At 58.2% G+C, this 12,813-nt stretch carries 13 protein-coding genes and 1 tRNA gene; 3 read left to right on the forward strand and 11 right to left on the reverse strand.

All coding sequences use genetic code 11. The features are described from left to right. Window positions 1-21: 21 nt before the first annotated feature. The 6 genes from QRN20_RS14300 to QRN20_RS14325 form a co-directional block, all read right to left on the reverse strand. Window positions 22-2,106: a chemotaxis protein CheA gene (locus QRN20_RS14300; protein ID WP_122605578.1), complete on the reverse strand. Its 2,085-nt coding sequence runs from the start codon at window positions 2,104-2,106 to the stop codon at window positions 22-24. Between the two features lie 42 nt (window positions 2,107-2,148). Then, window positions 2,149-2,439, reverse strand: a complete 291-nt coding sequence (locus tag QRN20_RS14305) for an STAS domain-containing protein (protein WP_122605576.1) — start codon at window positions 2,437-2,439, stop codon at window positions 2,149-2,151. 23 nt (window positions 2,440-2,462) lie between these two features. Next, window positions 2,463-2,831, reverse strand: a complete 369-nt coding sequence (locus QRN20_RS14310; RefSeq protein ID WP_004880039.1) for a response regulator — start codon at window positions 2,829-2,831, stop codon at window positions 2,463-2,465. Window positions 2,832-2,840: 9 nt separating this feature from the next. Next, window positions 2,841-4,058 (reverse strand): methyl-accepting chemotaxis protein, encoded by a 1,218-nt coding sequence (locus tag QRN20_RS14315; protein WP_122415883.1) that lies wholly within the window; start codon window positions 4,056-4,058, stop codon window positions 2,841-2,843. Window positions 4,059-4,354: 296 nt separating this feature from the next. Further along, on the reverse strand, window positions 4,355-4,597 hold the full coding sequence (locus QRN20_RS14320) for a hypothetical protein (protein ID WP_004880035.1): 243 nt from the start codon (window positions 4,595-4,597) through the stop codon (window positions 4,355-4,357). Between the two features lie 87 nt (window positions 4,598-4,684). Beyond that, the gene (locus tag QRN20_RS14325; RefSeq protein WP_122605574.1) at window positions 4,685-5,143 is read right to left on the reverse strand and encodes a VOC family protein; all 459 of its coding nucleotides are present in this window, start codon (window positions 5,141-5,143) and stop codon (window positions 4,685-4,687) included. 121 nt (window positions 5,144-5,264) lie between these two features. Here QRN20_RS14325 and QRN20_RS14330 point away from each other — a divergent pair, with 121 nt between their 5' ends. Then, a complete protein-coding gene (locus QRN20_RS14330; protein WP_122605572.1) occupies window positions 5,265-5,699 on the forward strand; it encodes an HIT family protein in 435 nt (144 codons plus the stop codon). Between the two features lie 93 nt (window positions 5,700-5,792). Here QRN20_RS14330 and ycaC read toward each other — a convergent pair whose 3' ends face one another. Continuing rightward, a complete protein-coding gene (ycaC, locus tag QRN20_RS14335) occupies window positions 5,793-6,419 on the reverse strand; it encodes an isochorismate family cysteine hydrolase YcaC (protein ID WP_069142817.1) in 627 nt (208 codons plus the stop codon). Window positions 6,420-6,977: 558 nt separating this feature from the next. Between ycaC and QRN20_RS14340 the strand changes: the two genes are divergently transcribed. Both QRN20_RS14340 and QRN20_RS14345 read left to right on the forward strand, forming a co-directional pair. Next, window positions 6,978-7,214, forward strand: coding sequence for a helix-turn-helix domain-containing protein (locus QRN20_RS14340; protein WP_122413355.1), 237 nt, complete (start codon window positions 6,978-6,980; stop codon window positions 7,212-7,214). Between the two features lie 281 nt (window positions 7,215-7,495). Beyond that, window positions 7,496-7,732 carry a helix-turn-helix domain-containing protein gene (locus QRN20_RS14345; RefSeq protein WP_122605570.1) on the forward strand — a complete coding sequence of 79 codons (237 nt, stop codon included), beginning with the start codon at window positions 7,496-7,498 and terminating at the stop codon, window positions 7,730-7,732. A gap of 80 nt (window positions 7,733-7,812) precedes the next feature. On the opposite strand, the gene QRN20_RS14350 is transcribed toward QRN20_RS14345, so the two are convergent. The 4 genes from QRN20_RS14350 to QRN20_RS14365 all read right to left on the reverse strand — a co-directional run bounded on the left by QRN20_RS14350 (window position 7,813) and on the right by QRN20_RS14365 (window position 12,446). Beyond that, complete coding sequence (locus QRN20_RS14350) at window positions 7,813-9,147, reverse strand: type II toxin-antitoxin system HipA family toxin (protein ID WP_043305479.1); 1,335 nt, start codon at window positions 9,145-9,147, stop codon at window positions 7,813-7,815. A gap of 2 nt (window positions 9,148-9,149) precedes the next feature. Next, window positions 9,150-9,410 (reverse strand): helix-turn-helix domain-containing protein, encoded by a 261-nt coding sequence (locus QRN20_RS14355; RefSeq protein ID WP_004887765.1) that lies wholly within the window; start codon window positions 9,408-9,410, stop codon window positions 9,150-9,152. Window positions 9,411-9,864: 454 nt separating this feature from the next. Next, a tRNA-Ile gene (locus tag QRN20_RS14360) sits at window positions 9,865-9,941 on the reverse strand. Window positions 9,942-9,995: 54 nt separating this feature from the next. Next, entirely contained in the window at window positions 9,996-12,446 is a 2,451-nt protein-coding gene (locus QRN20_RS14365; protein WP_050575382.1) for a bifunctional diguanylate cyclase/phosphodiesterase, read from the reverse strand. Between the last annotated feature and the right edge of the window lie 367 nt (window positions 12,447-12,813).

Genomic DNA, 12,813 nt, shown 5'->3' on the forward strand with positions numbered 1-12,813 from the left:
CTCCATGGAAATGCAGGCGCGTCAGCGGGCCGCAGCCGACAGCGAATAAGGGGTTTGGGTCGAGCGGGCTTCCAGCTGGACGATCTGGTTGAGCAGCGCCGGTATGTCGAGAATCAGTGCCACCGCGCCGCTGCCCAGAATGGTCGAGCCGCTGATGCCACGCAGGCCGCCGAACAGTTTGCCGAGCGGCTTGATCACGGTCTGGAACTCGCCGAGCAGGTCGTCCACCACCAGCCCGGCCTTGTGCTCCGCATAACGCACGACCACCACGTTCTGGCGCCGCGCGACGGGACCTTCATGGTTGAAGTGGTCACGCAGGTACACCAGCGGCAGCACCTCGCCGCGCAGGTCCAGATAGCCGTTGTCGCGGCTGGACTGACGGTCCTGTTCGTCGAGTTCGATGCACTCCTGAACCATGTCCAGGGGAATGACATAGGTCGATTGATCGATGCCGACCAGAAAGCCGTTGATGATCGCCAGCGTCAGCGGCAGACGGATCCGCACGATGGTGCCCTGGCCGGGCTGGCTGTCCAGGTCCACGGTGCCGCGCAGCAGGGTGATGTTGCGCTTGACCACGTCCATGCCGACGCCGCGCCCCGACAGATTGGTGACCGCCTCGGCCGTGGAAAAACCGGGCTCGAAAATCAGGTTGTAGATTTCCTGATCGGTCAGCACCGCGCCGCTCGCGACCAGGCCGCGCTCCTGCGCCTTTTCCAGAATGCGCTCGCGGTTCAGGCCTGCGCCGTCATCGGCAATTTCGATCACGATGCTGCCTGAGTCATGGTAGGCATTGAGGCTCAAATGACCTTTTGCCGACTTGCCTGAAGCACGGCGCGCTTCAGCGCTTTCAATGCCGTGGTCCATGGCGTTGCGCAGCAGGTGCATCAACGGGTCGCCGATTTTCTCGACCACGGTTTTGTCCAGCTCGGTCTCTGCACCACTGATAATCAGGTCGATGTCTTTGCCCAGTTCCTGACTGACATCGCGCACCACGCGGCGGAAGCGGTTAAAGGTATCGCCGATGGGGATCATGCGCAGGTGCAGGGCGCCGTCGAGTATTTCCTCGACCAGTCCCGATACCGTCGAGCTGGCTTCCTGAAGCGGCGCATTGTTGCAGGAGCGGGCCAGCAGATTGGCCCCGGCACTGGCGATCACCAGTTCGCCGACCAGATTGATCAGCTCATCGAGCTTGTCGGCGTTGACCCGCACATAGCGGCCGTCCTTGTTCTTCTGTTCGTTCGCAGACGATGCCCGCTCTGTGGAAACCTGGGCGGGGCCTCGCGGCACGGCGCGCTGATCGCCCAGCAACTCGCCACTGTGGATGACCGGGCTGGTGTCGTCCTGCGACACCAGGTCAGTGCCTGTGGATTCCGCCGTTTCATCCAGGGCAGTGATCTCTACGGCGCAGTCTTCGCGCACGAAATCGAACACTTCATTGATTGCCGCATATCCGGCTGCCGAGCGGAAATCGATCTCGAAACCCAGATGGCAGGATTCGGGGTCCCACTCCTCAACGGTCGGAATGCTGTCGGTCACGGTGGTGACCTGGACCATCTGGCCCAGCGTGTTGAGGTAACGCAGGAACGACAGCGGATCCATGCCGTTGCGAAACACGTCCACGCCGAAACGCAGGGAAATGTGCCACAGCCTTTCTGCCTGAATGTCGCTGACAGTTTCCGTCTGCACGGGCTGCGCAGACGCTTGCGCAGGTGCCTGATACGCCTGCAAGGCCTGACGCAACGCGGCTTCACGTTCCAGCGCTGCGGCCTGAAGCTGCTCGCCACGGCTGGCCACCACGTCGATCAGTTCAAGCATGTGGTCGCCGGACCTGAGCAGCACGGCGATCAATTCTGCATCCACCGACACGCTGCCTTCACGCAACCGGTCGAGCACGTCTTCGACAATGTGGGTAAAGCTGACGATTGGCGTCAGGCCGAACAACCCGGCAGAGCCCTTGATGGTGTGGGCCGCACGGAATACCGCGCCGATGGCATCCTGATCGCCCGGCTCGCTTTCCAGTTGCAGGAGGGATTCCTCCATGGCCAGCAACAGCTCACGCGCCTCGACGATGAACGTCTGCTGTGCCTGATCAAGATTAATGCTCACGTGAACTTCCTTTTCGATCACTGAACCACACTGCAACGGGCGCTAAGCGAAGGCGCCCGGATGACACAGTTCGAATGTTTCCACGACCGCCTTGCTCTGCCCGGTCAGGCTGAGTGCGGTGCCGGTTTTGCCAGCCTCGCGCTCGATGACCGCCAGCAGTTGAAACCCTGCGCCGTCCATTTCGGTCACCTGCGACAGGTCAATCTTCATGCGTGGCGCACTACCCATCTGCGGCAGTAGTCCGGCAGCGAGTTCGGTCACGGTATAAATCGTCAGTTCGCCATCGATGCTGACACGCAGGGTGTCAGCAGTGATTTCGCTCAACATCGGCATGCTGGCCTCCGTGGCCCGGACATTCAGGGCAGAATGAGCTTGGAGACCGCTGCCAGCATCTGTGCAGGCTGGAACGGCTTGACCACCCAGGCCTTGGCACCAGCGGCCTGGCCCTCGGCCTTCTTGGATTCCTGCGACTCGGTGGTCAGCATGATGATCGGCGTGAATTTGTAACTGGCCAGCTTCTTCACTTCCTTGACGAACGTGATGCCGTCCATGTTCGGCATGTTCACGTCACTGATGATCAGGTGCACCTTCTGCCCGCTGAGCTTGCCCAGTGCATCCTTGCCGTCGCAGGCCTCGATCACATCGTATCCAGCACTTTTCAGCGCAATGCCGACGACCTGCCGAACGCTGCTCGAGTCGTCGACCACCAATACACTCTTAGCCATGATTCGCTCCTAGAAGAACGTGATTTCCTGAGAATTCTGTTGCGCTGCCGATTCGCCGCGGTGCGTGCGGCGCTGTTCGTCAGTGGCGTAAGTCGACTCCATGCGCGCCAGCCACTCGCGGGCATTGATCGCGACGGCCTCGTCCGGAGACTGGCTGGACTGCTGCAAATGGGTGTGCAGCGAGTCGATGTTGTCGCGCACATGAGTGAGGATCTGACTGACCCGGTCCTGGAACTGCAGGCTGACCAGCACCTCGGTCATCTCGTCGCGAATGCCGTAGCTTTCCTGCTTCAGCAGGTCGGCGGATTCGGCCAGGCGTCCGGTAATGCTCTGGAAACGCTGCAGCACATGCTGAATGCTCTGTTCGGACTCGGCCACCGAATGGCTGTCCTGATCCGCGCCGCTGGAGGCAGCCTGAACCAACTGGGTGATTGCGTTGTTGATGATGTCGACCTTGGCCGACATCTGCTGACCGGTCTCGCTGGACTTGCTCGACAGGCTGCGCACCGCATCGGCCACCACCGCAAAGCCTCGCCCGGCTTCACCGGCACGCGCTGCTTCGATGGCCGCATTGAGGGCCAACAGGTTGGTCTGCGCCGCGATGGCGGCAACGTCGGCCGCCATGGTACGCAGCTCGCCGGTATAGGCCGTGAGGCTGCGCACCTGAGTCAGCGTCTCGTCGCGGCTGGCTTGCGTGGCTTTCAATGAATCGATGACCTGGCTCAGCTCGCTGTCGCTCTGCGCCAGCACCTTGAGTGCGCCGTCGGCATTTTGCCCGTCCAGCTCACCCGCGGCCTGCTGCGATGCCTGAACAGTCTCCTGCAGCCGCTCGGAAATGCCGGTGAACCGACTGGTCAGCTCGACAATGGCGGTCTCGGTCTGCTGACGCGAGCTTTCGACCTGCTTGGCCCAGATCGGCATCGCACCCAGCAACACTTCATTGAGCTGCGCCCGAGAAGCCTTCGCGCCGATTGCAGCGTCATTGGCCTGATGCTGCGTGAGCGTATCCGCCGTCAGACGCACGGCCTGTTCACGTTGCGAACGCGCACTCCACACCCCGGCACCCACGCCGAGAACGGCCAGTACGACGCATGCAGCAAGATTGGCGGAAGAGGTGCCCGACTGAGTCAGAATCCAGGCAATGGCCGGGATGACCGGGACCAGCGGAAACCAGAGGAAGCGGGGATGACTTTGACCTGGAGTACTACCGTACTGACTCGACGTCATGGGTTCGATCCTTGAACATTACAGCGGATGGAAGCAACTTAGTGGTTATCTGCCTCGATCATGGCAACTTTAGAGCGCACAGACGCCACCCGTCCGGTTGATGACAGTTGGGTGACCAAGTGCATGATGTGCCTGAGTATTAGGTTTAGCTGTGATTCTGGAAATTGCGAGGGGAGGGGGATTTTGTACAGCGTTGCGGCTAACGTCGGGTTGTGGGAGGCCCTCCTCGACGCAGCGGCGTGGAGCAGAAAAGACGCCTATATGTCTTTGATACAGCGCGCGCTCGCAGTAAAAAATCAGGCGCGTTGTTCGCGATGGCGCTGCCATTCCTCCCAGCAGTTCTCCGCAACGATATCCGGATAGCCCCGCTCCTGTTCCATACTGAGCGCGACACTGAACCTAACCGCCATGCACGTCGCCTTGTCCCGGATGCCGATAACTTCCTCCTCCGTGAGTGGCGAGCCTTTTTCGTTTTCTACGGCTGTAAGAATGGCTACCAACGCAGGTATGAAAACAAGGCAAATCGGATCGGTTTCCATGGGGGTCTCCAAGGTTTTTCGCACCCTAGCAGAGTGGCAGAGCGGTCCTGACGCTTGCTCACAGTCAGGCAATGTGTGTGTTACATGCTAATCCGCAAACGCCGCCTCGATAAACGCCTCCAGCGTCTTCTCCTCCAGAATCTCCATCGAGAAATGCCCGAACCGCTTGGGCAGCCAGATAATCCTTCCCCCGGATGGCGTTTGCAGGTTCGAACGCGCCAGCGGCTTGCCGTTCTCGTCTTCCGGCTGCACACCGGCTGCGATCAGTTCGTCGTAAGCCTTCCCGATATCCGGCGTCGAATAACAATGCCGATAAATCATGCCCTCGCCTGACGTATCCAGCAGCTCCTTCAGATTCCCCGCCAACGGCTGGACCAGCATGAAACGCTCCGTGCCGATCATCGCGATGGCATAACGCACATGCAGACCGCCGCGTTCCCAGACCAGGGTCTTGGATATTCTAGCTTGAAGGATGTGCGCGTAATAAGCGCAGGCTTCTTCAAGGTTGGTGACGAGGACGTCGATGTGGCTGAATTTCAGGTCCATTGAAAAGTGTTCCTGCTGGTGCGGTGAATGACAAAGTGTCTGCAATCTCGCACGCCTGAGGCGCGCTGTCATATTCTCCCGCTGTGAGTCAGGTGCACATGAAGAACCAGAGGATGGACATATGACCAAGTGGGACGTCTTTGAGACCGGGCACTGGCGTGTCAGTCATCGACGTGACGCGCGATACAACGGCTATCTGATGGTTGCGTCCGTTGCGTCGGCGTCTGACCTGACAGACGTTGCCGACGAGGCGCTGGCTGAGCTGGGAGGTGTTTTGCGCAGGACCGAACAGCTTCTGATGCGGGCGTATGAACCCTGGAAAGTGATCGTCTACAAACTGGGTTTCTCGGCAGGCTTCAATTTGCATTTTCATGTGGTGCCGGTAACCAAGGCATTGCTCGCAGAGATAGCAGCGCATCCTGAGTATGCCGCTGAGCCGGATGGAAACGACGTGATACTTTTTGTGAGTCGTGAGTATTGCGAGCGGATGCTGAGTGCGGAGGAGAGGGTGAATCAGGTTGGCGAGGTAGTCAGGCTGAAGGGAATGCTGGACTGATCGTGGCGCATTAAGCGCCCGGTGGCATCGCTTTAGTCAGGCGTGATATCGAGGTGCATGCAGGAGGGCAAAATGCCCCCCTGCGATTACCTGTCAGCGTGCAGTCAAGGCTGCGTAGCTGTTCATCAGGTTGCGGTAGTTCGGAATACGCTGGGACAGCAGGTTGCCCAGGCCTTCGATATCGTTCCGCCAGTCGCGCTGCAACTCACACGCCACCGAGAACCAGTTCATCATCTGCGCACCTGCTTGCGTCATGCGGTTCCAGGCGGCCTGCTGCACAGCTGTATTGAACGTGCCGGACGAGTCAGTCACCACAAACACATCGAAGCCTTCAGCCAGTGCCGACAAGGTCGGGAACGCTACACAGACATCCGTCACCACACCGGCAATGATCAGTTGCTTACGGCCGGTGGCCTTGATCGCTTTGACGAAGTCTTCGTTGTCCCAGGCGTTGATCTGGCCAGGGCGAGCGATGTAAGGCGCGTCCGGGAACATCTCCTTGAGTTCCGGTACCAGCGGGCCATTCGGGCCCTGTTCGAAGCTGGTGGTCAGAATGGTCGGCAGTTCGAAGAACTTCGCCACGTCGGCCAACGCCAGAACGTTGTTCTTGAACTCATTTGGTGTGAAGTCCTGTACCAGCGAAATCAGACCTGTCTGGTGATCGACCAACAGAACTACGGCGTCGTCTTTGTTCAGGCGGTTGTAAGTGGCGTTAGTCATGAAGGAATCCTTTTTCAAAGTGGTGAGTGGCTGTCGTTTCAACGTGTTGCTAGATTAATGTCCATCTGAGCGTTGAAAAAGCGCTTGAAAAAGGTTTGTCTGTCAACCTGAAGGAGACAGTCTGGGCGGTGAGATGTGTGTGCGCTATAGACGCTGACGTCCAACTGGGCGCAGGGACTCAATCGCCGTCAACTTCCCTCGACGTTTGCCGGTGTGATCAGTGGCGTGCTCGGGGCGGGGTTGGAGTTGCGACAGGCAGTGCAGGGTGATTTTTGTCATGTGATACCTCCTTGGATAATTGAAGATGCGGGGTTTGGGCGTTTTTCGGGCAAGCCGATCCCGTTGGCGCTGGTGCAGCGTTTTTTGATTGATGTATTTTTTGGGGCTGAGTTATCGGCTGCTTTCAGGTATCAAAGTCAGCCCGCTCACCTGCGGTTACGCAGACCGAGCCGGTCAAGAGCGATGTTCTGATAATCTCTCCAGCTATGATGGCAATTTTGGTTCCTATATAGGCTCTTATGGTGTGCCCTATATAGGATCCTGTCAAGAGGGTGAATCGTGGACCTGGCTATTAAATTGAAAGCGATCCGGCGCACGGAAGGGGTAACCCAGTCCGAGTTTTGCGAGCGGGTGGGCATCAGCCTCAGCACGTATAAAAAATACGAGGCCTCGATGTTTGAGATGGGATACGGGGCGCTGTGCAAGGTGAGCAATCACCCGGATTTCAAGAAGTACACTCTGTGGTTGATGACGGGTGACACCGCTCCTGATTGCGGTCAGGTAGGTGCGGAATAGGGATGAGGAATGGGCCGTCGGTTGATTGATGAGTGCGCCGTTAATCGCCGTGCCTTGGAGGTTCCACCGCGTCTTCGACCAAACACTCAACCATGGGAGGCGGCTTGCCGGCGACGCAGTCGACGCAGTGTGTCAGGAGCACCGCATGGTAGTTTCTCGTCGTATTGCCGCTCCAGACCTCGTACTGAAAACGGCTTTTTGACTGGGCTGTTTTGAAGGTCGCTTGCCTGAACGATTTAGCGCTCCCCGAGTTTTGTGGTTTTCAACAGGGAAGATAAAAAGTGGATTTGCCAGCAAAAATGAAAGCCATCCGTAAGAAGGAAGGCCTGACCCAAACTGAGTTCTGCGAGGTCGTGGGGATCAGTATCAGCAGTTGGAAGAAATACGAGGCGGGGATCACCGAGATGGGGCTGCAGCCTTTTTTGAAGGTGGCTAACCATGAGCGGTTCAGGAAGTATGCGCTTTGGTTGGCAACGGGGGAGGTGGTGGCTGAGTGCGGGCAGGTGAGTCCAATTTAGTCATGTGTGGAGCGGGGTAGAGTCATACCGTCCTATAGAGGTGTCCGGGATCATTGGGCCATTTCACCTCTTTATAAATTTCAGCGCTTCTTTGCTAGTAATTCAGAGCGGCCAATCACGTCACGACTGCGTTCTGATTTGCTCGGCCCTGATAAGCCGGCTTCTTCGATGAAAGTATCCAGACCGCGAAAATGCGGGGCCGCCTTGGAGCTGCGCAATGTCTCCATCCCTTCGTTCCAAGCGTGCACCATATGTTTGGCTACATCGCGCCAAGCTGGCTCATTCTTTGACGCTTCGATCACTTCCTTACCGACGGCTACAGCCGACTCACAGAGCTGCTCGACCATTGCAGCGTACTGGCGCGGTGAAATGCCTAAGACAGCTTTGAAGAACGTTTCTACCGAGCGACCTGGTGTCCAGGTTTTCCTGCCGCCTATGGAAAGACCGGGAGGGTTGCTGGCGAAGCGTGGGTAGGCCTGAGTGGTCACTAGATCATAGACCGGGGTAAAAACCACGTCCGCACGTGAGGTGTAAAGCAGTGCGATGTTCTTCGCGTGACAGTCTGAATTACGCACGACGTAGTTGGTAAGCAGTTGCCAGCCCAGATGCTCGCGTTGTGTTTGCAGACGGTCAGCAGGAATATAGGGGCGTGTAGCATTCCATAGTCGCTCGGTGGTGGGGGCGTACTTCTCATGGGGTGGTAAACCCAGCAACCCACAGGCATCTTCGACTCCACCGCGTGGGATGCCGCGGTCGTCCACATCGAAGCGATCCACTACCAATACTTTGCCGTCCTCTGACATACGACAGGCTGCGACCGGCACGACATTAAGCCTGGCCAGTACGCGCATGGTATAGAACTCGTTAAAACCCAGAAAAGGAGTTGTGTCGTCGGAGCCTTTGATGATGTGAAAGCCGGTACGCAGAGTCGGTTTGCCTAGCGGCTCCTGAGTTCCGGCGGTGTCGGCGGCAATGAATTTCGGCACGACCCCTGATATGGCTACTCGAGCATATTGCCGTACCAATGTGGCGAACCGTTCGCTAGTGTTCTCCGTTTTGAGCAAGTGTTCTATCTCCAAGGGGGCCATCTCGACTCCAGGCCGCACGCCTTCAGGAGTGATCGAGACTCTACCGATACCGGTGCCTCCCACTACGGCCAGCAGTGACAAATCAGTGCCGTCGAGCAAGGGGCCGAATTCTTCGCGGATAACACTGAGCAAATAACCCTCGGGAAGATTTTGCCGAAAAAACGGGAACAGGTCGCGGGGCCAGCGCCATGCTTCCTCACGAACAGGCATCGTCAGGCTGACAAAGTCTTCAGGTGCTGTGTCTGGAAGGTATTTCAGTATGTATTCATCGCGCTCCCGGTAGAGCTTGGCTACCAACCTTGCGCTGACGTGGACGTCCAGCATCATGCTCAAGCGCTCCCTGATCGCTGCTCGTTGAGGATGTCTTCAACTGTGCGTTGGTGTCCGGTCTTAACCAGTTTCAGATCATAGCCCGCAGCTTCCAATAGCCGAACCAGCGCCGAAACGCTCATGTCGCCTTTAGCCAGCGTTTCCATGCGTGCCACGGTGGAGCGCGAGACACCGGCACGGCTGGCCAGCGTCTCTTGGCTCAACTTCGCGTCACCGCGCGCGTGTTTGAGCATCTCGGAAATATCGTATAGAGAGGTCACTTGTGGCCCTTGAGCGTCAGAAACAGATGTAATATCGAAAAATGTAGCTTATGGGCTACATTGGCGCAATGATTTACCCGATTAATGTGGCTCAAGAGCTACAAATAAGTATTTTTCTGATAGCTGGTGGCTCGCGGGCTACAGGCTGGCTTGCATCGCCCTTCAATACTTCATCACTACCAATGCAGTGGAAATAGTTAAGTGAACGGGTTTGGCCGTCTCTATTACAGAGATGAAAAAGCCAGGTAATGTCGACTTTGGATAGGGTGGAGCGCAATCTGATTGAGGGCGAGCACCATTTGGTAGGCCCTCGGTTTCGTGATTCATATGCGTTGTCAGGGGTATTCAGCAAGCTGACAGCGAGTAGTGGGTCATCTCTGCAATAGTCCATAGAACTGTAATTGTTATGCACCCCCCAGAAACGCGAAAGCCGCGCAATGCGCGGCTTTGAGTATGGTGGGCCCACACGGACTCGAACCGTGGACCAAAGGATTATGAGTCCTCTGCTCTAACCAACTGAGCTATGGGCCCTCAGCAGGACGCGGATTATAACGGCGGTTTCGCGGCTGTGCTATCCGAAAAGTCCTAAACGTTCATAAGAAGAAACCTGGCGCAGAATTCCTCGGGGGGCAGGGGCAGGCTGACGATGTAGCCCTGCATCTGTTCGCAGCCTTCTGCGGCCAGGAATTGCTGCTGTTCGCTGTTCTCCACGCCTTCGGCGATGACGGTCAGTTGCATGCTGCGGCCCAGGGCGATGATGGCGCGGACGATGGCGGCGTCGTGGGTGTCTTCGGGCAGGCCGCGGACAAAGGACTGGTCGATCTTGAGGATGTCCAGTGGCAGGCGTTTGAGGTAGCTGAGCGATGAATAGCCGGTTCCGAAGTCATCGATCGCCAGCTGGACGCCGAGTTTCTTGAGTTTGTGCAGCACGGCCAGGGCTTCCTGGGTCTGGCTCATGATGAAGTTTTCGGTGATTTCCAGTTGCAGGCAGCCGGGCTCCAGGCCGTTGTCGGCCAGCAGTTGTTCGATGCGGGTCACGAGGTGCGGCTGGCGCAGTTGTGCGCCGGCGAGGTTGACGGAGAGCGGGCCGAAGGGCTTGTGGGTTTTGCGCCATGCGTGCATTTGCAGGCAGGCCTGTTCGATCACCCAGTCGCCGATCTGCAGGATCATGCCGTTCTCTTCGGCCAGCGGTATGAAGTGCTCCGGCGGCACTTCGCCGAAGGTCGGGTGGCTCCAGCGGATCAGGGCTTCGGCACCGACCATGGTGTTGGTGTGCAGGCTGGTCTTGGGCTGGAACGACAGGCTCAGTTCGTTGCGGTCCAGTGCGCGTCTCAGTTCCTGCTCGAGCGCGATGCGTTCGCTGGCCTGGGAGGTGAGGTCACGGGTGTAGCTTTCGACGCGGTTGCGGCCTTTGGCTTTGGAGCGGTACATGGCCGCGTCGGCGTTTTTGACCAGCGTGGCGACGTCTGTGCCGTCGGTGGGGAACAGGCTGCAGCCGATGCTGGAGCTGATGAAGAATTCGTGTTCGCCCGCCTGAAACGGCGCGCTGAAGCAGGCCAGCAGTTTGTTGGCGATGCTGACGGCGTCGCTGGGTTGCAGCAGGCCGGGCAGCAGGACGATGAACTCATCACCGCCGAGCCGGGCGACGGTGTCGATGTCGCGCAGGTGTTCCTTGAGGCGCTGGGCGATGCCTTTGAGCAGCAGGTCGCCAACCGGGTGGCCGAGGCTGTCGTTGATGTGCTTGAAGCGGTCCAGGTCCAGAAACAGCACGGCACCCAGGCTGCCGGACTCTTCGCTGTGCAGCAGGGCGGTCTGCAGGCGGTTTTCGAACAGGGTGCGGTTGGGCAGGCCGGTGAGGGGGTCGTGGTGGGCCTGGTAGTCCAGGCGTGCCTGAGCGTGCTTGAGGCTGGAGATGTCGGCGAACACGGCGACGAAATGGGTGATGAGGTCGTCCTTGTTGCGCACGGCGCTGATGGTCAGCCAGCTCGGGTAGATGTCGCCGTTCTTGCGGCGGTTATAGATCTCGCCTTGCCAGTGGCCTTCTGCGGTCAGTTGATGCCACATCGCGGCATAGAAAGCGCTGTCGTGCTGGCCTGAGGCGAGCAGGCGGGGCGTATGGCCGATGGCTTCGGTCTCGCTGTAACCGGTGATCTCACTGAAGGCGCGATTGACGGCGTGGATGCGCTGGCGCGTGTCGGTGATCAGCACGCCTTCAGCGGTACTCTCGAACACGGTGGCGGCCAGGTGCAGTTTTTCCTGCATGTGCTGGCGTTCGGTGACGTCACGGCTGATGGTCAGCAGGCAGTCTTCGCCGTCGATCAGCACCGGGTGCGCAGAGAGTTCGCAGAGCCGGATGTTGCCTTCGGAGCCCCGGATTCTGGTGCGAAAATCATGTACAGAGCCATGGCGCTTGATGTGCTCGATCATGGTCTGGCGTTCGCTCAGGTCGGCCCAGATGCCCAAGTCGAGCGTGGAGCGTTCCAGGCACTGTTTTTCGGTGTACCCGGTGATGCGGGAAAAGCCTTCGTTGACCTCGAGAATCACCCCGTCGCGCACACGGCTGATGGTCAGCCCGTCGGGGGAGGCGTGGAAGGCCTTGGCGAACTTTTCTTCCGAGAGCTGCAGTTGTCGCTGGGCCTGTTTGAGCGGGGTGATATCGCGGACCACCACCAGCACAGCGGGTTTGGCGCCCAGTTCGAAGGGCTGGGCGGACATGAGCCCGGAAAAGGTCTGTCCGTCCTTGCGCCGCAAGGGCACTTCCAGATTGCGGATAGTGCCTTTTTGCAGTTGCTCAAGCAGGCTGGGACCCATGCCGGGAACGGCCCAGACGTTGATCTGCGTGGGCGTTTTGCCAATGGCTTCTTCGGCGGTGAGTCCCGATTGTTCTACGAACGCTTTATTGGCTTCCAGAATCTGGCCATCGATGAGGCTGGCGATGACCATGATGTCCGGGCAGTGGGCGAAGACGGAGGCAAACCTGTCTTCAGATAGACGCAACGCTTCTTCTGTTTGTTTGATGTCACTGATGTCGGTCATTAATCCACGCATAAGTGCTCACGTCCGTGCTTGGTCTGGCTGCCGATATCGCGGGGGCCACAGCACTTGCTCCGTATCGTTGCGCACGAGCGGGCCAGGGTTGTGGTCATTACCGCTGCTGATTTATTGCTAGCAGAAGGTCTCAACATCACGGCAAGTCTGCGCACGATGCTGCGGTAAATATCCTGGCAACAACCGATAGGCCAAAGGATCACGAGCAGGCTTTTTGCCTGCAGTGACACATAGTTGTAGGTCAGGTTTCGGAATTTTGCCTGCCGGGCGACGGCTGACAGGCGTGTTTTCGAGGGGGTTTCAATGAAACACCCGAGATAGAGCGCTTTGAAATTTCGACGGACCTGAAACGCAA

This window comes from Pseudomonas sp. fls2-241-TYG-175, assembly GCF_030209155.1.
Taxonomy (GTDB): Bacteria; Pseudomonadota; Gammaproteobacteria; order Pseudomonadales; family Pseudomonadaceae; genus Aquipseudomonas; species Aquipseudomonas viridiflava.